The 21,614-nt window shown below is 69.5% G+C and carries 17 protein-coding genes; 11 read left to right on the forward strand and 6 right to left on the reverse strand.

Annotation, left to right across the window (positions count from 1 at the left end):
- Positions 1 to 20 precede the first annotated feature (20 nt).
- Genes BLQ63_RS01255 through BLQ63_RS01270 form a run of 4 tightly spaced genes read right to left on the reverse strand, consistent with a single transcriptional unit; the run spans position 21 to position 5,789 of the window.
- Positions 21 to 2,603: a beta-galactosidase gene (locus BLQ63_RS01255; RefSeq protein ID WP_091027330.1), complete on the reverse strand. Its 2,583-nt coding sequence runs from the start codon at positions 2,601 to 2,603 to the stop codon at positions 21 to 23.
- Positions 2,604 to 3,536 carry a carbohydrate ABC transporter permease gene (locus BLQ63_RS01260; RefSeq protein ID WP_091027331.1) on the reverse strand — a complete coding sequence of 311 codons (933 nt, stop codon included), beginning with the start codon at positions 3,534 to 3,536 and terminating at the stop codon, positions 2,604 to 2,606.
- Positions 3,536 to 4,507 carry a carbohydrate ABC transporter permease gene (locus BLQ63_RS01265; protein WP_091027332.1) on the reverse strand — a complete coding sequence of 324 codons (972 nt, stop codon included), beginning with the start codon at positions 4,505 to 4,507 and terminating at the stop codon, positions 3,536 to 3,538. Before BLQ63_RS01265 ends, BLQ63_RS01260 begins: the two co-directional genes overlap by 1 nt.
- A gap of 10 nt (positions 4,508 to 4,517) precedes the next feature.
- Positions 4,518 to 5,789 (reverse strand): ABC transporter substrate-binding protein, encoded by a 1,272-nt coding sequence (locus tag BLQ63_RS01270; protein ID WP_218124981.1) that lies wholly within the window; start codon positions 5,787 to 5,789, stop codon positions 4,518 to 4,520.
- Between the two features lie 306 nt (positions 5,790 to 6,095).
- Between BLQ63_RS01270 and BLQ63_RS01275 the strand changes: the two genes are divergently transcribed.
- From BLQ63_RS01275 to BLQ63_RS01285, 3 genes are all read left to right on the forward strand, one after another.
- A complete protein-coding gene (locus tag BLQ63_RS01275; protein ID WP_091027333.1) occupies positions 6,096 to 6,854 on the forward strand; it encodes a sulfite exporter TauE/SafE family protein in 759 nt (252 codons plus the stop codon).
- Positions 6,855 to 6,928: 74 nt separating this feature from the next.
- Entirely contained in the window at positions 6,929 to 7,513 is a 585-nt protein-coding gene (locus BLQ63_RS01280) for an alpha/beta fold hydrolase (RefSeq protein WP_091027334.1), read from the forward strand.
- A gap of 154 nt (positions 7,514 to 7,667) precedes the next feature.
- Positions 7,668 to 8,045 carry a hypothetical protein gene (locus BLQ63_RS01285; protein ID WP_091027335.1) on the forward strand — a complete coding sequence of 126 codons (378 nt, stop codon included), beginning with the start codon at positions 7,668 to 7,670 and terminating at the stop codon, positions 8,043 to 8,045.
- Positions 8,046 to 8,104: 59 nt separating this feature from the next.
- On the opposite strand, the gene BLQ63_RS01290 is transcribed toward BLQ63_RS01285, so the two are convergent.
- Positions 8,105 to 9,037: an NADP-dependent oxidoreductase gene (locus BLQ63_RS01290; protein WP_091027336.1), complete on the reverse strand. Its 933-nt coding sequence runs from the start codon at positions 9,035 to 9,037 to the stop codon at positions 8,105 to 8,107.
- 132 nt (positions 9,038 to 9,169) lie between these two features.
- On the opposite strand from BLQ63_RS01290, the gene BLQ63_RS01295 reads away from it, so the two are divergent.
- The 3 genes from BLQ63_RS01295 (at position 9,170) to BLQ63_RS01305 (ending at position 11,464) form a co-directional block, all read left to right on the forward strand.
- The gene (locus BLQ63_RS01295; RefSeq protein ID WP_091027337.1) at positions 9,170 to 9,691 is read left to right on the forward strand and encodes a MarR family winged helix-turn-helix transcriptional regulator; all 522 of its coding nucleotides are present in this window, start codon (positions 9,170 to 9,172) and stop codon (positions 9,689 to 9,691) included.
- Between the two features lie 212 nt (positions 9,692 to 9,903).
- Positions 9,904 to 10,524 carry an N-acetylmuramoyl-L-alanine amidase family protein gene (locus BLQ63_RS01300; protein ID WP_245680817.1) on the forward strand — a complete coding sequence of 207 codons (621 nt, stop codon included), beginning with the start codon at positions 9,904 to 9,906 and terminating at the stop codon, positions 10,522 to 10,524.
- A gap of 52 nt (positions 10,525 to 10,576) precedes the next feature.
- Positions 10,577 to 11,464 carry a C40 family peptidase gene (locus tag BLQ63_RS01305; protein ID WP_091027339.1) on the forward strand — a complete coding sequence of 296 codons (888 nt, stop codon included), beginning with the start codon at positions 10,577 to 10,579 and terminating at the stop codon, positions 11,462 to 11,464.
- A 99-nt stretch (positions 11,465 to 11,563) separates the two neighbouring features.
- On the opposite strand, the gene BLQ63_RS01310 is transcribed toward BLQ63_RS01305, so the two are convergent.
- A complete protein-coding gene (locus BLQ63_RS01310; RefSeq protein ID WP_218124982.1) occupies positions 11,564 to 14,260 on the reverse strand; it encodes a carbohydrate-binding protein in 2,697 nt (898 codons plus the stop codon).
- A gap of 211 nt (positions 14,261 to 14,471) precedes the next feature.
- On the opposite strand from BLQ63_RS01310, the gene BLQ63_RS29515 reads away from it, so the two are divergent.
- The 5 genes from BLQ63_RS29515 to BLQ63_RS01335 all read left to right on the forward strand — a co-directional run bounded on the left by BLQ63_RS29515 (position 14,472) and on the right by BLQ63_RS01335 (position 20,817).
- A complete protein-coding gene (locus BLQ63_RS29515) occupies positions 14,472 to 16,574 on the forward strand; it encodes a glycoside hydrolase family 36 protein (RefSeq protein ID WP_091027341.1) in 2,103 nt (700 codons plus the stop codon).
- Between the two features lie 9 nt (positions 16,575 to 16,583).
- The gene (locus tag BLQ63_RS01320; protein WP_091027342.1) at positions 16,584 to 17,897 is read left to right on the forward strand and encodes an ABC transporter substrate-binding protein; all 1,314 of its coding nucleotides are present in this window, start codon (positions 16,584 to 16,586) and stop codon (positions 17,895 to 17,897) included.
- Between the two features lie 91 nt (positions 17,898 to 17,988).
- The gene (locus tag BLQ63_RS01325) at positions 17,989 to 18,879 is read left to right on the forward strand and encodes a carbohydrate ABC transporter permease (protein ID WP_091027343.1); all 891 of its coding nucleotides are present in this window, start codon (positions 17,989 to 17,991) and stop codon (positions 18,877 to 18,879) included.
- Between the two features lie 95 nt (positions 18,880 to 18,974).
- The gene (locus BLQ63_RS01330) at positions 18,975 to 19,757 is read left to right on the forward strand and encodes a carbohydrate ABC transporter permease (RefSeq protein WP_342673908.1); all 783 of its coding nucleotides are present in this window, start codon (positions 18,975 to 18,977) and stop codon (positions 19,755 to 19,757) included.
- A gap of 19 nt (positions 19,758 to 19,776) precedes the next feature.
- Positions 19,777 to 20,817, forward strand: coding sequence for a LacI family DNA-binding transcriptional regulator (locus tag BLQ63_RS01335; protein WP_218124985.1), 1,041 nt, complete (start codon positions 19,777 to 19,779; stop codon positions 20,815 to 20,817).
- Positions 20,818 to 21,614 lie beyond the last annotated feature (797 nt).

A 21,614-nucleotide genomic window follows, 5' to 3' on the forward strand; every position in this document is an offset into this window, starting at 1 on the left:
CCAGGGTTCGCTACAGGGGTCTATTCGGGGGTGGGGGCGGCGGTCATGCCCGACAGGACCGGCCTTCCGTCTCCAATGGTCCCTCGCACGAGCAGCCGCACGCCACCGGTGTTCCAGGCGCCGGGCAGCCAGAGCCGCCCGGGGTCGCCGCCGGTGAACCGCGGCCGGTTCGCGTCGTCCGTCCAGACGCGTCCCAGCAGCTCGCCGTGCGCGAACGCGCTGACGCGCACCTGCGAGCCCTCGAACCGCAGCGACCGCCCGCCCGCGGGCACCAGCACGTCGATCCAGAACTCTTCGCCCGCTTCGAGTTCGAGCGGGAACGCAACGGTATCGCCCGCGCTCTCCCGCCCGGCGAGTCCGATGAGGGCGGTGTCGGGCTGCGGCTCGACCTGCCAGTCCCGGATGGCGTCGAGGCGCAGCAGCGCGGCGGCGCCTCCCGATCCGGGCCAGTGCGGCATGGTGACCGCCACGTCCCGTCCCTCGCCGGGGGCCAGGTGCACCCACGGGTCGTTCGGGCTGACCGTCCGGGACGCGCCGTCGACCGCGACCTCGCACGGCCTCTCCAGCCCGTCCAGGTGCAGTGCATGGTGACTCGTGCCGTCCACCGGCAGCGAACGCCGATAGGTCGCGGGGCGCCCGATCCGGGTGCTGCTCCAGCCGCCGAGGCTGCGCAGCGGCGCGGGGTCGCCGGCCCACTGGTCGCCGCCCTCGACGGTCCACAGTGCGCTGACGTCCTCGCTCGCGGCCACCGACCACACGCGGCCGAGGCCGCGCAGCGACCCGATCGCCAGGCCCGGCAGCCGAGTGTCGTCGAAGTTCGCGTGGCCCCACGTCTCGACCACGGCTTCGAACGACCCGGCGCCCGCCACGGGCACGCGCACCGTGGCGCCGAAGCGCGCGAACGTCTGCGCGGCGACGCCGTCGAACGCGAGGTCGACGATGTCGCCCGCGCCCTCGATGAGCAGTTCCGCGATGCCCTCCACCGAGGTCGCGTAGTGCGTGCGCCCGCGCAGGACGCCGACCGCTTCGGAGACCGGCGCCAGCTCATGCGCTTCCGTGCTCCCCGTCCGCGTCTCCAGCGCGAGGCGCACGGCCCCGCCGAGCGCTTCCGGTTCGCCGGTGACGCCGGTCGGCTCGACCGGACCGTCCGGGGCGTGCACGTCCTCCGGGTGCATCACCACGACTTCCCAAGCGGTGGAGCCGGACTGCACCGTGTATCGCTTCGGCTCGCCCACCGCGGGCGCGTCCAATTCGGCGACGATCGGCGTCTCGCCCTCGGTCGAGAAGACGACCGTGCTCGGAACCCTTGAGGCGAACCGGAGCCCGCTCTCGTCCGCGCCGACGAGATCGGCGCTCGCGAACCGCAGCACCCCCGGCAGGCCGAAGCCCGCGAGCGGCAGGCCCTGCACGATCAGCGCACAGGAGTGCGGCGCGAGCGCGATCGCGAACTCGCCGAGCCCGGTCGCGACCGATGCCGTGCCCGCTTCCCCGGTGAGGTTCGGAACGCCGGTGACCGTGCCGCCGCCGTCGAGGACGAGCCGCGACGGCGAAGCACTGGTCGCCACCGAGACACTGTGCACGCCTTCGGCTTCGGTGGTGCGAGCCTTGGCCAGCGCCGGGCCGAGCGTGCGGGTGAACGCGGTCAGGACGCGCGCCTCGGCCGTCTCCGGCCGCGCTTCACCCACAGGGGACAGATACCCGCCGAAGTCGTAGTCGTGGGTCATGAACCCGCCCGGGTCGCCCCAGTTGCCGACCGACGGCGTGTAGCCGAGGTCGTAGCCCGACGCCTGGAGGTACGGCGCGAGCAGCGTCGCGCCGCTGACCAGCAGTCGCCGCAGCGTCGTGTGGCTGCGGTTGGTCTCGGTGACCAGCAGCGGCAGGCCGCGCTCGGCCACGAGGTCGGCGTACCGGCGGACCTCGGGCTCGACGAACGCGGACCGGTCGTCGGGGTAGAAGTTGAACGCGGGCGCGATCCCCTCGACCCCGCCGGTCGCGCCGACCAGGTCGCCCTGGCCCGCGCACGCGATGAGCGGCACGTCGATGCCGTGCCCGACCGCCATGTCGCGCAACGCGGTCATGTACGCGTGGCGGTCCTCGGTGTCGAAGAAGTCGAGCTCGTTCTCCAGCTGCACCGCGACGACGGCGCCGCCGCGGCCCCACTGCCGCTCGGCCAGGATCGGCATGGCCCGGTCGAACCAGGCCCGCACGTGGCCGAGGAAGCGCGGTTCGGCCTGCCGCAGGCCGATCTCCGTCTCGAGTCCCAGCCACGACGGCAGCGCCCCGCCGTCCCATTCGGAGCAGATGTAGGGGCCGGGCCTGGCGACGACCGCCAGGCCGGCCTCGTGCGCGAGGTCGAGGAACGCCGCGACGTCGCGCCGCCCTGCGAAGTCCCACTCGCCGGGGGCGGTCTCGTGGAAGTTCCACGGCAGGTAGACGTCGATCGCGTGGTAGCCGGTCGCGCGCACCTGCGCGAGACGGGCCTCCCAGACCTCCCGCGGCAGGCGGAAGTAGAACAGGGACGCGCACAGCAGGGCTTCCTCGAGCCCGTCGAGCACGAGTCCCGCGGGGCCGAGCCGGACGGTCGCGGTGGACAGATCAGTCACTTACTTCACTCCTGCACTTCCGCCTTGGAGGTTCATCTCGTAGAGGTACTTCTGGCCGAGGTAGTAGATCGCGATCATCGGCAGCGTCAATATGATCGAGCCGACCATCACGAGGTTCCACGGCGGCAGCTGCATGGCGTTGCTCGTGGAGGTCATGTACTGCAGGCCGAGCGCGAGCGGCATGGACTCCTCGGAGTTGAGGTAGATCAGCGGGCCCATGAAGTCGCCCCACGCGTGCGTGAGCGTGAAGATCGCGATCGCGGTGAGGATCGGCCACATCATCGGCAGGATGATCTTGCGGTAGACGCCGAAGTAGCCCAGCCCGTCCATCTGCGCGGCCTCGTCGAGCTCCCCGGAGATGCGGGAGACGAACTGCCGCACCAGGAACACGTTGAACGCGTTCGTGAAGAAGTTCGGGATGATCAGCGGCAGATAGGTGTTGACCCAGCCGAGCTCCTTGAACAGCAGGAACTGCGGGATCATCGTGATCTGCGCGGGGATCATCATCGTGGCGAGCACGATCATGAACATGACGCCCTTGCCCGGCGCCCGCAGCCGCGCGAACGCGTAGCCCACGAGCGAGGACGACAGCACCTGGCCCACCGCCGAGAGCGTGGCGATGAGGACCGAGTTGAGCACGAACCGGCCCACGGGCAGCCCGGTGGCCGTGAAGACGTCGGTGAAGTTCGACCACTCGAACTCGGTGGGGAAGACCGTGAACGCGTTCTGCGCGCTCGTCTGGTCGCTCGCCAGCGAGATCGAGATCATGAGGATGAACGGCACGAAGAACAGCGCCGACACGACCAGCAGCACCGCGTAGGTCGCGGGCGAGGCCTTGAACACCGACAGCGTCCGCGTGCCCTTCTCGCCCTCGGCCCTGCGGCCCTTCCTGCGCCCTGCGACGTGCTCGGGGCTTTCGGCGGCGACCGCCATCAGCGCACCTCCGTCTCGTAGAAGACCCATTTGCGGGAGGTCCGGAACGCGATCACGGTGAACGTCATGATCACCAGGAACAGCAGCCATGCGACCGCCGAGGCGTAACCGAAGTGGTAGAAGGAGAACGCCTCCTGGAACAGCATCGTCACCATCATCTGGCTGGCGTTGTCGGGCCCGCCCACGTTGTTGTTGGGCGCGAGGATGTAGACCTGCGAGAAGATCTGGAACGCTCCGATGAGGCCCATGATCAGGTTGAAGAAGATGACCGGCGTGATCTGCGGGAACGTGACCGCCCAGAACTGGCGCCAGGCGCTGGCGCCGTCGATCTCGGCGGCCTCGTAGAGCTCGCGCGGGATGCCGTTCATGGCCGACAGGAGCAGGACCGTCGCGGCGCCCGCGCCCCAGACGGACAGGATGATCAGTGCGGGCTTGATCCACGTGGCGCTGAGCAGCCACTGCGGGCCCTCGATGCCGAACCAGCCGAGCATGTCGTTGAACGGGCCCGACGGCGCGAGGACCATCTTGAAGACCATCGCGGTCGCCACGAGCGGGACCAGCGTCGGCAGGTAGATGAAGGTGCGGAAGAGCTTGCGCCCGCGCACGCGCTTGTTGAGCAGGTTCGCCAGCCATACGCCGATGACCAGCCCGAGCGGCACGGAGATCGCCGCGTAGAAGAAGGTGTTCCAGAGGGCCTTCCAGAAGATCGGGTCCTCGGTGAGCGCCTTGGCGTAGTTGTCCAGGCCGACCCATTCGGGCGGCGTGAACGAGTCCCATTCCGTCAGGGAGATGTAGACGGAGGCGATCATGGGGCCGAGCAGGAATCCGACGAATCCGATCAGCCACGGCGAGATGAAGAGCCAGAAGAAGAAGGCCTCCTTCTTGCGCCGCTTGGACATCTTGGGGCGACGCCTCCCGGCGCGGCGCGCGGGGCGCACCGCACCGGGGGCTTCGTCGACGGTGGTCGTCATCGGGATCGCCCTACTCGATGATCGACTCGAGTTGCGTCTGGACCTTGTCCAGCTCGGTCTGCGCGTCGCCGCCCTCGTTCCAGAAGGTGCCGAGGTTGTCGTCGAAGGCCGCCATCATCTCGTTCCACTCGGGGATGAACGGGGCCCGGATGATGAACTCGGAGGACTCGCCGAAGGCGCCCATGTTCAGGTCCTCGGGGGCCCACTCGGGGTGCAGGAACGCGTCGGACTGCTGCACTTCGAGGTTCGCGGGCACGTCGAGTGCGTTGTCGATGAGGACCTGCTGCGCCTCGACGTCGGTGAGGAGCTCGATGGCCTCGAAGGCCTTCTCGGGGTTCTCGCTGTCGCGGGTGACGGCGAGGCCGGAGCCGAAGCCGGTCACGGCCTGCTGCTCGTTCTGCCACATGGGGGCGATGCCCCAGTTGAAGTCGGCTTCGGCGAGGCCGATGATGCCCCAGAACCCGGTGGTGTTCATGGCGACGGTCTGCGCGGCGAACGCCTGGTCGCCGCCCAGGTCGGGACCCATGTCCGCGTACTCGGCGGGGGTGGGCACGACGTGGTCGACGTGCGCGAGGTCGTTGGCCCACTGGAGCGCCTCGGCGACCTCGGGGGAGTTGGCGGTGGGCTGGCCCTCGTCGTCGATGATCTGCCCGCCGTTCTGGTAGGCGAAGCTCCACCACTGCGCCCACCATCCGGCGCCGCCGTAGCCCCACTGCTCGCCGGGGACCGTCAGCTGCTCCATGGCGGCGTGGGCGTCGTCCTGGGTCCACGCCGCGGTCGGGTACTCGACGCCCGCGGCGTCGAAGAGGTCCTTGTTGTAGAAGACCACCATCGCGCCCGAGCGGTCCGGGACGGCGAAGGTCTGGTCCTCGAAGGAGTACAGGTCGCCGGCGGGGCCGAAGCGCTGCTCCATGTCCAGGCCGGAGGACTCGATGTACTCGTCGAGCGGGACGAGCTGGTTCTTGGACGAGTAGGAGTTGACGTTCTCGGCCACCTGCATGATGTCGGGGCCGTCGCCGCCGGAGATCATGGTCTGGACCTTCTGCTCGTACTGGTCCGAGGGGATGAGCTGGAGCTCGATCTCGATGTCCGGGTTCTCGGCCTCGATGAGGTCGACGCGCTGCTGGTACGTCTCCTTCTCGGCGTCGCCGCCCCAGACCACCATCGAGAGGGTCCCGTCGTCGTCACCTCCACCGGAGCCGCAGGCCGTCAGGCCTGCCACGCCGAGTAGTGCCGTCGCGGCGATGCCTGCGCGCGTGTGCCAGCGAACCTTGTCCACCATGTCTTCCGCCTCCTTGCGGTCGGGGGGTCGACGCCGACGGGGCGTCGGCGCCTAGTTAAGACATGGATAAATCTAACCTTTAGAAAAACGGTTGGACAAGATCGAAAGACGTTTCGTTTTCGAAATGAGACCGTTAACAAACGGACTTCCGAGACTCAAGATCGTTTTCCCTTGCGTCCCACCGACATCACCGTCAACCCCTGAGGCCCCGAGCGCCCCGGGCGTCCCGCCCGTCCGCCGGGAACGCGTCACGCCGCCTCGGGCCGCCCGCCCCGCCCGTGTGAGGGAAGTGAATGATGGCGACTCATGAGCGAACTTCCCTCCGATGCGCTCGCATGGACGGCCCTGGCGGTGGCCGCCGTGCTGGCCGGATTCTCCAAGACCGGGATCAGCGGCACCTCCTCGCTGTCGATCCTGCTGTTCGCCACGATGCTCCCGGCGAAGGAGTCCACCGGGGCGCTGCTGCCGGTGCTCATCGTCGCCGACCTGTTCGCGATCCGCTTCTACTCCCGGCACGTCGAGTGGCCGGTGCTCGCCCGGCTCGCCCCCTGGATCGTGATCGGCGTCGGGGCCGGGGCGGTCGCCCTGTGGTTCGCCGACGACGCCGCGATGCGCGTGGTCATCGGCGCGATCCTCCTGGCGATGCTCGCCCTCCAGATCTGGTCGAAACTCAAACCCAAAACGGACGATCCCAAGCCGCCCACCGGTTTCGCCCGCCGGACCGCCGCCGCCGGGACCGGCATCGCGGTCGGCTCGACCACGATGATGGCCAACGCCGCCGGTCCGGTCATGGTCCTCTACCTGATGCTCTCGGGCTTCCCGAAACTGCGCTTCCTCGGCACCATGGCCTGGTGCTTCTTCGCGGTGAACCTCTTCAAGGTCCCCTTCAGCGTCGGCCTGGGCCTCATCACCTGGACCACGCTGCTCACGACCCTCATCCTGGTGCCGGCGGTGGCCCTGGGCGCCTTCGCCGGCAGGGCCCTCGTCCACCGCATCGACCAGAAGCAGTTCGAGATCGCCACGCTGGCCCTCTCGGCCGTCGGAGCGGCCCTCCTGATCATCTGACCGGAACCGGAGGCACCGAGCCGACGGCCCGCGGTCCAGCAGCCTCCAACGCGACCTACCCCTGGAGACCCGCCGTGCCGACGCCGCGAATCGCAACACTCCTGCACGACCCCGGACGCGAGTCCGCGTACGAGCAGTGGGGCGGCTGCGGCCGCCCCGTCCTGCTGCTCAACCGCCCCGAACACGACCGCTCCGCCTGGTGGCCCGTGGCCGCCGCCCTCGGCGACACCCACGCCGTGATGGTGGTCGACCTGCCGGAAGGCCACCCACCGCCCGCCCTCGCCGAAGACCTCGCCCACATGGTCCTCCAGATGGGCACGCGCGCACCGGTTCTGGCCGGCCACGGCTCGGCGGCCCTGGTCGCCTCGGTGTTCGCCGCCCGGTACCTCGCGCACGCCGTCGTCGCGGTCGAGCAGCGCCTCGACGTCCGGGCCGACGGCGAACCGGACGCCGCCCTGCGCGAGATCACCGGGCCGCGCAAGCCGATCGACTGCCCGTACCTGTCGGTGTTCGCCGCCGAACCCGAACCGGGCTACGCCGCATGGCTCCGCGTACGCATCCCCAAGGCCCGCTGCGAGTCCTACGGCACGCCGGGGGAGTTCCCGCACCTGACCGCCCTGGACCGCTTCGTCGCCGACGTCCGGGGCCTCGCCGCCTGACTCCCGCCGCCGTCCTGCCGGTCTTCCGCCTTGCGACCGATCCCCTTCGCCAACAGACTGAGTCTGCTCGAATCGATTTCCAACACCCTTCCAAGGCGGACCGATCCAGCCGGGTCGGTGCCGTCGGCATCGGCGAAAGAAGGAGTCACCCTCCATGACCACCATCCTCAAGAGCGGTGCGCGGCGAGCGTCGGCACTGCTCGCCGCGCTCCTGATGACCGCATCCCTCACGGGACTCTCCGTCCTCGGCACCGCCTCGGCCGCCGCGGCCGAACCTGTGGAGGTGCAGGCGAGGCACTGCGAGACCGGCATGAGCGCGACCGGCAGCGGCGACAGCATCCGGTACTTTGGCTGGGCCCGCTGCTACAACAGCCAGCCCGCCCCCTATCGGTTCAGGCTCGCCTGGAGCTGCGTCGGCTCCAGCGACATCCGCTACAGCAATTGGCATGTCGCCGACGGAAGCAGGATCGTCGGGTACTGCTCGACGGGCGTCCGCGTCGACATCGCGAGGGCGATCACGTCCGGACCGTAACCGGCGGCAACCCCACGAACGCCGGTCGGTCCGCCTCACGCGGGCCGACCGGCCTCCGTTCAGGGAACGAGCACCGTCTTCCCGGCGAGGCCGCCCGCGGCCGCCCGGTCGTGCACCGACGGCAACTCGGCCAGCGGCAGCCGCTCCGCCACGTCCACGGTCAGCTCCCCGGCGTCCACGAGCGCGGCCAGCTCGGCGAGCTTCGCCGCGTCGCTGTGCATGAACATCTGCGCCGCCCGCACCCCGCGCCCGACCCCCTCGGGAGCCGGCCCCGTGGTGGTGACGAACACGCCCCCGTCCGCGACCAGGCCTACGAGCCGCTCGACCTCTTCGGGAGTCGCGTACACCAGGTGGAACACGGCGTCGAACCGCTCGCCCTCCAGCGCCTCGGCGACCGGGACGGCGGTGTAGTCGACGATCCGGTCCGCGCCCGCGGCCTCGACCCGGTCGGCGCTGCGCGCGCTGGCGGTCGCGGTGACCTCGGCCCCGGCCCGCTTGGCGAGCTGCACGGCCAGCCCGCCGACGCCGCCGCCCGCGCCGTTGACCAGGAGTCGCTGTCCCGCTTGGAGGTTCGCGTGCTCGAACAGTCCCTGCCAGGCGGTGAGACCGGTGGCCGGCAGCGCGGAGGCGTCGGCGAGCGGGATGCTCTTGGGCGCCGCGGCCAGGGCGTCGGCGGGAGCGGCGACGTATTCGGCGGACGGTCCCGGCGCGCTCATCGGCAGGTTGGCGATCACGGCGTCGCCGAGGTTCCAGCCGGCCACGCCCTCGCCGATCTCGGTGATGACGCCGGAGGCGTCGATGCCCGGGGTGTGCGGGAAGGCGACCGGCGCGATCTGCTGGAACCCGCCGGAGCGGATGGCGGTGTCGACCGGGTTGAACGCGGCGCCGGCGACCTTGAGGACCACTCGGCCCGGGCCGGCCTTCGGCTGCTCGGCCTCCTCGAGCACGAGGACGTCGCTGTCGCCGTAGGAGTGGTAGCGCACTGCTTTCATGATGGCTCCTTCGCATAGGTGCTTTGAATTCGAAGCACCTCCCCAGTGTAAAGTGCTTTGAATTCGAAGCAAGTCGACGCGCGGGTGACGCTCCGCACATTGCTTCGAATCCGAAGCAGGTACGGTCGACTGATGACCGAGCCCGCGCCCGACGACGCCTTCGACCCCGGACCCGGGCTCGCGCCCGAGGAGATGGCGACCTATTTCGCGCTCATGGAGGCCGTGGGCGTGCTCCAGCACCACGTCGAGCAGCAGCTGCGCGCCGACGCGGACCTGAGCACGGTCCAGTTCCAGATCCTCGCGAGCCTCGCCGCGGCCGGCGGCTGTCTGACGATGACCGAGCTGGCGGACGGCGTGGTTTACAGCCGCAGCGGCCTGACCTACCAGGCCGGACTCCTGGAGAAGGCGGGACTGGTCTCGCGCGGCCCCAGCCCCGACGACGAGCGCTCGACCCGGGTCGCGATCACCGACGCCGGCTACGCCCGCGTCAACCAGGTCATGCCCGGCCACGTCGAGGTCGCCAAGCGCCTCCTGTTCGGGCCGCTGACGGACGCCGACGTGGCCCGTCTCGGCGACATCATGGCGCGCGTGCGCGACCACATGAGGGCCCAACCGCCTCGTTCGGCCGCGCCCCGCAAGAAGCGTGCTTCCTAAGAAGGATTGCGGCGCAACAGGTCACAAGAACATGTAAGCTGCGCTGAGCTTGACTCGCCGCTGACTGCGGGGCGGCTCATGCGAAACTGGTGCGAATCTGGTGCGGAGTCCACCCAGGATTGAGACAGCGATCACACTACCCCGTGATCGACCCTCATTCCGAACGGAGCCGCATCCCTATGCCACAAAGGAATGTTTCACGGCGTGCCGCCTTGCTCGGCGCCACCGCCGGACTCGCAGCCCTGCCCTTCGCCGGCAACGCCGCGCTGGCCCAAGTCGTCAGCCCCATGGCGGGCGAAAAGGTCTACATCGACCCGGGCCACGGAGGCGACGACCGCGGTGCTTCCGCGAACGGGGTCGTCGAGAAGAACGTTACCCTCGACATCGCCAAGCGTCTCAGGGAGATTCTGGACCGCCACGGCTACAACGTCCGGATGTCCCGCAGCACGGACATCACCCGGAGCCTGAGCTACCGGGTGAACGACGCCAACAGCTGGGGCGCGTCCATCTTCGTGAGCATCCACTGCAACGCCGGCGGCGGATACGGATTCGAGAGCTACCGGGACGACGGCGCCGTGTCGGATCGCACCGTGCGGCTCCAGAACAACGTGCACGCCAGGGTGATCGCGTGGATGAACAAGGACCAGTCCGTCACGGACCGGGGGAAGAAGGCGGTGGGCTTCTACGTGGTCGAGAACACGAACATGTCAGCGGTCCTCACCGAGAACCTCTTCGTCGACAACGTCGCCAACGCCAACCTCTTGAAGTCGGCGGCTTTCAGGCAGGACGTCGCCCTCGGGCACTACCACGGCATCAACAACTTCTTCAATTAGCGCGTCCACTCTCTCAAGCCAAGCCCATCGCCCCACGAAGGGAGACCACGCGATGACACGAAGACTCATTGCCCTGGTCGTATCCACCGCAACGACGATGCTCCTCATGATCACCGGAGCCGTTCTGGTGAACGCTCCGGCCGCCGGCGCCGTACCCCCGTTGGACAACCCGAGCGCCGAATACAGGATCGGGTGCACCGGCGCCTGGTCGACCATCCAGGTGAACTGGACGGGAGCGAACGAGGCGACCGTTCGCTGGTCGCTCTACGACACCACCAACGCATACGGGCTGAAGCCCGTACTGCGCCTCTCGGCCAAGGGACCCGACGGCACCTCGCCCCACGTCTTCGACAACGGCCACACCTACGTGATCCTCGAGGGAGGCATCGACAGCGGGACCAACGGCACCACGGGATCGTGGAACCCCGGCAACCTCGGGGACTTCAACCACCTCGTCGTGTCGGTCCAGAACGGCACCGCGGAGCAAGGGGTCGACTGCTCCGTGAAGAAGAACATCTTCAACTACACCCGGATCGCCTACCGCAGGGCCGTCGACAAGGAAGGCGCCCCGTACGACTACGGCGGCACCGGCCCCGGCTACGACTGCTCCGGTCTGGTCTACACCGCATACGGTCAGGTCCACAACTTCCCGGGCTGGACGGTGCGGACCGCGAACGACATGTACAACTGGGTGCGCGGCCACGACTCACCGGGGAGGTTCTACGCCCAATCGGTGGCCTACTCGGATCTCAAGGTCGGTGACCTGATCTTCTACAACACCATCCCGGGCAACTCCCGGCTCGTCGATCACGTCGCCTTCTACGCGGGCGGCGGAGACGTCTTCGACGCGCAGCAGGACGGCGTGCCGGTCGGCTTCCACAACGACTACGTGAGCAGCCGCGTCGGGGCGTACCGCATCCTCGGCATCACCAACGCCTGAGCATCCGCCGCCTCGCAATCGCGCTCACCGCAGCGCGGGACCGAGACGGCGAACGGGCCCCGAGCGCACTGCGCTCGGGGCCCGTTCGCCGTGCGGCGCTCAGCGTCCGGCGAGCCTTTCGGTCACCGGCTCACCGAGGAGCCTCGGCGAGATCACCACGCGGTCGATGTTCGGCGCCCACGCGTCCGCGTTGCCCAGCCGCAGCGGTTCGTCCGCAGTGGACAGACTCACGGCGATGCTCCGCTGGAAGAAGCTGTCCCACGAGTACGTGTAGCGGAAGTAGGCGTGGCCCACCTCCTCACCGCCCTCCTGGACCGAGAGCCGCCGGTCGACCACCTGCGGGTTGTAGTCGTGGTCGCCCGACAGCTCGGCGTTGGCGTAGTGGACCGTGACGTCGTAGTCGCCCGCCTCGGCGAAGCCGTCGCGGGGGATCTCGATCGCGTTCTCCTCGCCGTTGCCGATCCAGCCCACGAAGGTGCCGCCGGAGGCGTTGGTGCCGGTGCTCTCCGCGAGCGCGGTCGGCGCGGCCGAGCCGTGCAGCACGGCGTCCTCGGCCTCGATCGACACGGCGGCCTCGTCGGCCTCCCTGGCGCGCACGGTGGTCAGCGACGCGACGAGCGCGCCCTCGGGGGAGCGGACCTCGATCTCGTTGATGCCCTCGACCAGGTGGACCCTGGCCACCGAGCGCCACGTGCCCTTGCGGTCGGCTTCGAGCCGGGCGGTCGGCGAACCGTTGACGCTCAACTCGACCGCCGAGTCCCCAGTGGAGGCCCAGTCGACGACGAGGTCGTAGTACCCGGTCTCGATCGCCGTGGCGTACAGGTCGGCCCGTGCGTCGCCCTCGATGCGGGCGCCGCCGCGCAGCGGGGACCGCTCGGCCCAGTCGAGCGCCGCGCCCGCTTCGAGGCGGAACGTCGAGGCCGGGTACTCGGTCGGCTCGCCCTCGCCCACCGAGGTGAGCGAGACCTTGTCGAGGGTGATGTCCGAGTTGGGAAGCGCGGTCGATCCGTCCTCACTGGACATGATCGACAGCGTGTGGCCGCCCGCGGTCAGGTCCACCAGCACCTCGGCGCTGCCGCGGTACTGCCACTTGCTCGTGGCGTTGAGCCCGAGGTCGGCGGCGTACTGGATCGTGCCCGCCGAGGCCCCGTCCACGAACAGCGCGTGCCGTCCGGGCACGCCCGGCGCCCCGCCGATGACCTGGAGCCGGTAGGTCCCGTCCCGCGGCACCTCCACGGTCCAGTCGGCCCGCGAGGTCGCCTGGTTGAACGAGCCGACGTCCTGCCCGCCGGAGGACAGGAACTGCCAGCCCCCGTTGCCCTTCGGGTCGTGCGAGTACACCTGGGCGTCGGTCAGGGCCATGTGCTCGGCCTCGATCGAGGCGGTCCACGCCTGCGCCTCGGCCGCGGCCTCGACGTCGCGGGACTGGTCGGGGGTGATGACGATCTGGTAGGCCGCGTAGCGGTCGTACGTGTCGACGTCCAGCTCCAGCGCCCCGCCGTCGACCTTCACGTTGTCGTACGCGCCGACCACGCGCGGCGTGCCGGCCAGGCCCTCGGCGCCGGTGAGCGCGACCTCGCGGATCTCGACGTCGACCCGTTTGCCGAACACCGACTCGTCCAGGCCCTTGAGGTCCAGTGTCACGCCGGCGTCAGTGCCTCCCCAGAGGACGGTGGCCCGCCTGTTCGCCTCGTCGACCGCGCCGATGCCCTGGAGCGTGTCCACCGTGTCCGGATTCGGCGGGGTGACCCGCACCGTCTCGGAGCCGGCGAGGTCGCCGTACCACTTGAACATCCACCAGCCGGCGTTCGCGCCGTTGGGCCTGGCGCTGTTGTCGGAGAGGTTGCCCGCGTAGTTCCAGTACGCCGTCTGCGCGTCGACCTTGGTGTCCTCGAACATCGCGAGCCACTGGACGAGCTGCCCGGGCACGCCCATGTCGCGGAGCATCCCGTACTCGGTGATGTTGACCGGGATCGGGTCGAGCCCCAGCTCCTGTTCGAGCGCGCGGTAGTCGGCGAAGTGCTGGCGGTAGTTCGCGAGGTTGTCGATGCCCAGCTCGTGCCAGATGAAGATGTCCGGCAGCGAGCCGTGCTCCTTCGCGAACGCGAGGATGTCGGCGCTGCGCTCGGGCTGCCAGCGGGTGTCGCCGGGCCCGCCGATGCGGGCGTGCCCGAGGCCGTGGCGCTCCCAGACCTCCTGGATCTTCTCGTAACCGGCCTGCCAGTCCCCGAGGAACTGGTCCTTCTGGCCGGCCCAGTCGGGGTACCAGTTCCCGCCGTCGGGCTCGTTGAAGGGGATGAAGACGTAGTCCTGGGGGCGGTCGGAGTCGGTCGCGACGGCCTCGGCCACGAACTCGACCACCTCGAGGTAGTCCCAGACGCCGTTGGGCTCCTCGGTGTAGGTGCCGTCCTCGGGGTTGTAGGTGCGGTCGTCGCCGGGGCGCCTGCCGCCGTTGTACGCCCAGTCGGGGTAGTAGTCCTGCACGTAGATGTACATGTCCTCGCCGTGCTTGGCGAAGAAGCCGTCCTCGACCTTGACGGCGTCGCCCGACGGGTGCTGCGTCCCGTAGGGCGCCTTCTGGCTCGTGTTGGTGATGTGGGCGCCGTTGATGAGCGCCTGGGTGGGGGCGCCCTCGTCGCCGAAGCCGTAGAGCGTGCCGGTCGCGCCGCCGCGGAACTCGCCGGTGCGCTCGGCGAAGTCCACCGCGAGCACGTCGCTGTCTTGGGCGCCTGCGGGAGCGCCGCCCAGGCCGGTCACGGCCGTGGCGGCGACCGCGGCGGCAGCGGCAGTGGCCATCAGTCTCCTCATGTGGTGGGGGTCCTCTCGTCATTGACAGGGGTCGATCCGAGGATCGGAGCCTGACCGTACCCAATTTTGATAACGATTTCAAGACACAACTTGAAATCGATTTCAGAAATGCGTTACGGTTGCGCCTGAAATCGCTACCAGGCGTACCGCCTGGCAGCGGTCGCCGGAAGCATGAGTCGCAGTACGTACAAGGGGTGTCGTGGTCGATCAGTTGTCTTGGGGCAGGCCCGAATTCGAGCTCGGATTCGCGTGGGGCGCCGACTCGCCGGTGCGCGTCGCGAGCCTCTCGCGCGGCGGCGGGGCCCACCCGGTCCACGCCGTGCCGCTCGTGGAGATCCTGACCGCGGACCGGGGCCACCTGCCCTCATCCGACCGCCTGGCCCACACCGAAATCGGCTCTGAACTAAGGTATATCGACCACGAGGTACGCGACCTCGGCGGCCGACGCACCCTCGCGATCCGACAAGGCGCCGACGGCGTCGAAGCGACCCTCACCCTGGAGGCCTTCGACCGCGCCCCCGCCGCGATCCGCTCCACCGTCGAAGTCCGCGCGACCGGCACGAGCACACTCGTGCTCCGCTCCGTCGCCTCCCTGACCTTCGGATTCACCGCCGCCGACCCCTCGGCCGCCGACCATCTCGACGGCTGGGAACGCCTCTGGGGCACCAGCGACTGGCTCGGCGAAGGCCGCTGGACCCGCGAGCCCCTGCGCGGCGACGACTTCGTGCCCCTCGCCTCCGAACTCACCCTCCAGAACCCCCGCGGCTCCTGGACCCGCACCTCCGACGGCACCTGGTCCACCGGATACCACCTCCCGACCGGCGCCCTCGCCTCCCCGGACCTCGCCCTCGCCTTCCAGATCGAGCACAACGGCGCCTGGCGCTGGGAGATCGGCGAGGACGTCGACGGCGGCTACCTCAGCCTCTCCGGCCCCACCGACCCCGACTCGGCCTGGACCAAGACCCTCGAACCCGGCCAGACCTTCACGACCGTCCCCGCGACACTCGCCGCTGGAGCGGACACCGAAGACGCCCTCGCCGCCCTCACCGACTTCCGCCGCGCCGCCCGCCGCCCCCACCCCGACAACGCCGCCATGCCCGTGGTCTTCAACGACTACATGAACACCCTCAACGGCGACCCCACCACCGCGAAACTCCTCCCGCTCATCAGCGCCGCAAGCGAAGTCGGCGCCGAGATCTTCTGCATCGACGCCGGCTGGTACGACGACAGCGGCGACTGGTGGCCCACCGTGGGGGAGTGGCGGCCGTCGACCACCCGCTTCCCCGGCGGCCTCGGCGAAGTCATCGACGCCATCCGCGACGCCGGCATGGTCCCCGGCCTCTGGCTCGAACCCGAGGTCATCGGCGTCCGCAGCCCCATGGCCGACACCCTCCCCCCAGAGGCCTTCCTCCAACGCCACGGCCAGCGCCTCGTGGAGCACCACCGCTACCACCTCGACCTGCGCCACCCGGCCGCCGTGGCCCACCTCGACGGCGTCGTCGACCGCCTCGTCCACGACTTCGGCATCGGCTTCTTCAAGTTCGACTACAACGTCAACCCCGGGCCCGGCACCGACCTCGCCGCCGACTCCGTCGGCGACGGCCTCCTCGGCCACAACCGCGCCCACCTCGCCTGGATCGACGGCCTCCTCGACCGCCACCCCGACCTCGTGATCGAGAACTGCTCCTCCGGCGCCATGCGCATGGACTACGCGATCCTCTCGCGCCTGGCCATGCAGTCCACCTCCGACCAGCAGGACTTCACGAAATTCCCGCCGATCGCCGCCGCCGCCCCGATCTCCCTGCTCCCCGAGCAGGCCGCGAACTGGGCCTACCCGCAGCCGGGCATGAACGACGAGGAGGCCGCGTTCTGCCTCGTCACCGGACTCCTCGGCCGCTTCTACGTCTCCGGCCACCTCAACGAGATGACCGCCGCCCAGCGCGCCGTCGTCGCCGAGGCGATCGGCGCCGCCAAGACCCTCCGCACCACGATCGCGAACGGCCACGCGCACTGGCCCGCGGGACTGCCCCGCTGGACCGACCCGTGGACCGCCCTCGCCCTGCGCACCGAAGACGCCGACCACGTCTCGGTCTGGCGCCGCGGCGGCCCCGACAGCACCGAACTGCGCTTCCCCCACCTCGCAGGCGGCGACGTCACCGTCGCGACCGTGTTCCCGACCGGCCTCCCCGAGTGGAAGACCTCGTGGAACGCCCAGACCGGCACCCTCACCGTGCACGCGGGCGACGCCGACACCGCCGCCCGCACCCTGCGCCTCACCGCCCAATCCTCGAAGAAGAACTAGGAGCATTCAATGAAGAAGCCGTTCCGCTACGCGCTGGCGCTCGCCGCCGCCGGAGCACTGACCCTCACCGCCTGCTCGGACCCCGGAGCCGGCACCGACGACGCCGGCCCCGTCGACTGGCCCGCCCAAGACGCCGACCTCTCCGGCACCACCCTCACCATCTGGGCCGCCCAGAATTCGAACACCGTGCCCGACAGCGTCATCGCGGGCTTCGAGGACCTCACCGGCGCCGAGGTCGAGGTCGTCACCATCCCCGACCCCTACGAGCAGGGCGTGCAGACGAAGGTCGCCACCGGCGACATGCCCGACCTCGCGTTCTGGCAGCCGACCGCCTCGCAGCTGACCGCGCTCAACGCGAGCCAGAACCTCCAGCCGCTCGACGACGCCCCCTGGCTCGACGCGTACAAGCCCGAACTGCGCGACATCACCGGCGTCCTCGACGACACCCGCTACGCCACCCTCATCACCACCCCCGCGGTCGAGGGCGTCTACTACAACAAGGAAGTGTTCGCGGCCAACGGGATCACCGAGACCCCGACCGACTGGGACTCCTTCCTCCAGACCGCCCGCGACCTCAAGGGCGCCGGCGTGACCCCGTTCCACGAGATGGCCGCCGACCGCTGGGGCACCCAGTGGTGGGTCCAGGTCCAGCTCGCCGACGCCGCGGCCGACGGCCTGTGGGACCGCGTGAACACCCGCGAGGAGCTGTTCACCGACCCGACCATCCAGGGCGCGATCGACACCTACCAGGGATTGATCGAAGAGGGCCTGTTCAACGAGGACATCAAGACCGCGACCTTCGAGGACCAGGGCGCCGCCCTCCTCGCCGGCGACGCCGCGATGGCCGTCCAGGTCAACTCGTTCTTCGGCCAGCTCCAGTCGCTCGCCGACACCGAGGAGCTGAACGAGAAGATCGGCTTCTTCCCCATCTCCCCGTCCGGCAACGTCGGCACCTTCATCCCCGACCAGTCGAACGCGCTGGTGGCCTTCAAGACCGGCGACGCCGACCAGGAGTCCGCGGCCCGCCAACTGCTCTCGTACTGGATGGGCGACGGCTACGAGGACTTCGTGAACGCGCAGTCCACCGTCTCGCTCCAGACCGATGTGGAGACGCCCGCGACCGTCCCCGAGGCGCTGCTCTCGGTCAGCGACTCGCTCGGCACCTCCGTGGGCTCCATGCAGGCCTCCGCGATCGCCAACCCGGACCTGTACATCTACCTGGCCGACATGATCCAGGGCACGAAGACCCCGGCCGAGGTCGCCGAGGCCACCCAGAGCCAGTTCGACGAACTGGCCAAGGCCCAAGGCGCCGAGGGCTTCTAACGCGAAGCGGGGGCGCCGATCCCTCCGGCGCCCCCGCCACCACCAGGCCCCGCAACGAAAGGCAAAGGCCGCAATCGTGTCAACGAACACCATGCTCCCGAAGGGCGCGGCGCGCCCCCGGCAGAAGGACCATCCGCTGTGGTTCCTCGTCCCGGCGCTCGTGGTCCTGGTCGTGTTCTTCTTCGTCCCGACCCTGTTCAACTTCGTCTACGCGTTCACCGACTGGTCGAGCTTCAAGAGCGCCATCAACTTCGCCGGGATCGACAACTTCACGTCGCTGTTCACCAACGGCACGCTCCTGAACTCCCTCAAGGTCACCCTGGTCTACGCCGTGCTCGTGGCGCTCTTCCAGAACGCCTTCGGCCTCGGCCTCGCGCTCCTCCTCGAACGCGACACCCGCGTCAACCGCGCCGTCCGCGTCGCCTTCTTCATCCCGGTCATCATGTCCGCGCTGGCGGTCGGCTACATCTTCCAGGCGCTCCTCAAGCCCGACGGCGCGCTCAACGGCATCCTCGGCGCCCTCACCGGCGCGGACGTCTCGATCCCGTGGCTCGGGAACACGACCTGGACGATCGTGGTCGTCGCGATCGTCCACGCCTGGAAGTGGATGGGCCTGTCGATGCTCATCTACCTCGCCGGGCTCAAGACCATCAACGAGGACGTGCTCGAAGCGGCCCGCCTCGACGGCGCGAACCGCTGGACCATGTTCCGCTCCATCCGCTTCCCGCTCCTGGCGCCCGCGGTGACCTTCAACGTCGCCACCGCCCTGCTCGGCTCCATGAACGGCTTCGACATCGTCCAGGCCACCACCGAGGGCGGCCCCGGCGGCACCACCGAGCTGCTGAACATCTTCATCTTCCGGACCTTCGGGCAGGGCCTGTTCGCCCAGGCCACCACCATGAGCCTCGTGCTGTTCCTGCTCGTGACCATCCTGGCCTTCCCCGTGATCCGGTACCTGCGCAAGCGAGAGGACGTCCTGTGAGCATCACCGCCACCTCGCCCCGCACGGCGGCCCCGGCCGCCGCGAGGCGCGCCCCCCGCCGCCGCTTCCGCTTCCCGTACCAGCCCGTCGCCGCGATCCTCGTCGCCGTGCTCGTGCTCGGCGTCCCCTTCTGGCTGGTCATCGCGACCGCCTCGAAGGACCAGGCCGAAGCCCTCGACCCGAACCTCGAAGCGCCCTCGGACTGGCGGCTGCTCGACAACTTCGCGACCGTCTTCGGCGACGGCCGCATGATGTCGGCCTTCTTCGGGAGCCTCCTGGTGATGGTCCCTGCCGTCGTCGGCGTCCTCGTCCTCGGCTCCATGGCCGCCTGGATCCTCGGACGCCGCGGCGGGCGCCTCAGCGCCGCGATCTACGCGCTCGCCATCTCCGGCATCGTGCTCCCGCCCGCCGTGGTCACGATCGTGCTCCTGCTGCGCCAGCTCGGCCTCGCCGGCACCGCGCTCGGCATGATCGGCGTCTACATGGGCATGTACCTGTCCACGGTGATCTTCTTCGTGACCGGCTTTGTGCGCACCATCCCGCACGAGCTCGAAGAGGCCGCCCGCGTCGACGGCGCCGGCCCGGTGCGCGTGTTCCTGCGCGTCATCCTGCCGCTGCTCAAGCCGGTGCTCGCCACCGCGACGATCCTGATCTGCCTCTACATCTGGAACGACGTGTTCTACGCGCTGTTCGTGATCGGCGGCCGCATCGACACCCTGCCGCTGAACCTGTACCAGGTCGCCAGCGCCGGACTGTATCTCCAGAACTGGCACCTGATCTTCGCCTATATCATCCTCATGAGCCTGCCGCTGCTGATCACGTTCGTGGTCGCCCAGCGCAGGATCATCTCCGGCATCACGAGCGGTGCGGTCAAATGAGCGCCGGCGGAGCGATGCGGTGAGCAACAGGAGGGCGGCGGACCGGTTGGACGAGCGACGCAAGAACCCGACGATCTCGGACGTCGCGCAGCGCGCCGGGGTCTCGGTGCCGACCGTGTCCCGCGTGCTCACCGGCGCGGCCCGCGTGAGCCCGGGCAAGCGCGAGCTGGTCGAGGCCGCCATCGCCGAACTCGACTTCCGGCCCAGCGCCGCCGCCCGCGTCCTGGTCTCGCGCAGGTCGCAGACGATCGCCGTGATCGCCGGCAACACCTCCCGGTACGGCTACGCGGAGACCATCCGCGGCATCGAGATCGCCGCGCGCGAAAAGGGCTACACGGTCATGATCACCGTGGTCGAGAGCGCCGACGAGGACGAAGTGGACCGTGCCATCTCGGCCACGCTGACGCAGGCGCTGGCCGGCGTGGTGGTCCTGAAGTTCGACCCGCCCGGTGTGGCGGCGCTGCGCAAGATCCCCGGGAACCTGCCGGTCGTGGCGCTGTCGGGCACGCGCGAGACCGGTGTGCGGCAGGCGGTCCTGGACGAAGCCGACGCCGCGGAGGAGTTGACGCGGTACCTGCTCGGGTTGGGCCACAAGACGGTCCACCATGTGCGGGTGCCGCCCTCGCGCCGGGTCGACGGGCGCACGTCGGGCTGGAAGCGGGCCCTGGTGAACGCGGGCGCGCCGGTCCCGCCGGTGCGGGACGCGACCTGGGACCCCAAGAGCGGTGTGGCGATCGGTCGCGGTCTCGCGGCCGATCCTGAGGTGACGGCGGTGTTCTGCGGCAACGACGAGATCGCCATGGGCGTCATGCGCGGCATCGTCGAAGCGGGCCTGAGGGTCCCGCAGGACATCTCGGTGGCCGGGTTCGACGACCACCCGCTCGCCGAGCTGTGGTCGCCGCCGCTGACGACCGCGAAGCAGGACTTCGCCGGATTGGGCGGCCGCGGATTCCAGCTGCTGCTCCAGGAGATCGACGGCACCGGCGACCGCCGCTACTCGACCGAGCGCCCGGGCCTGGTCCTGCGAGAGAGCACCGCGGAGCCGAGACCTCGCAGGTAGCTCGGCAGAGATCAGGCCACCAGAGGTCAGGGCGAGGGTCGAGGCCGCACCTGTCCGGGTAGGAGCGGGTGGGCGGTCGGGGTCACATCCGGCAACGATGGAACGGCACAGGCGAGGCTCAGAGCGCGCGGCCGGGAACGAGCCGGTACTCGGAGGGCTGGAACCAGCGGCGACGAAGAGGCAGGGACGTGTCGGGTTGGTGGCGGTCCGGTGCGCTGTTTCGTTTGGGGTTCAGGCGGGCATCGACGAAGAGGCGAGAAGTGGCTCGGGGTGGGCGGTGGCCCCCGGGGTCTGGTCGTGGCCTGGGTCCTGTGAGGCGTAAAGGCTTCCGGTCTGTTTGCAGCGCAAGGTGTCCGGGTGTGGAATGTGAGTGTGTTGCCCCCGTGTGGGTGTTGCGGGTGGTACCGGTGTGGGGGAGAATTGGGGTACGCACAAGGGTAAGGGATTCGTACAGGCGGCGGCCGGTGTAAGCAGACTACGCCAAGCCTCTGGCCGAGAGTCGTTCCTCTGTAGAAGTCCCCGACACTGTCACTCTCCGAGTCGTCTCGGTTGGGTTGGGGGGTGTCGCCCTCGGAGTGCTATCGGGACCCCGCAGCAGTACGGTGCAGAGCACCGGATCGGGTGGGGGTGTCCTTTCGGCCGGGATCACCTCGAGCGCCGGGAGGCTGGTGTTTTCAACGAGGCACATACCGTAGGCAAAGGCCCTCTGAAGCGCCACCTGCGATGATCACGACCGGTCGGCATCTGCGCCCGATCCACGCGCACCCCGACCAGTCCCGACCAACACCCAGCAATCA

It is taken from the genome of Glycomyces harbinensis (genome assembly GCF_900101745.1).
Classification (GTDB): domain Bacteria; phylum Actinomycetota; class Actinomycetes; order Mycobacteriales; family Micromonosporaceae; genus Glycomyces; species Glycomyces harbinensis.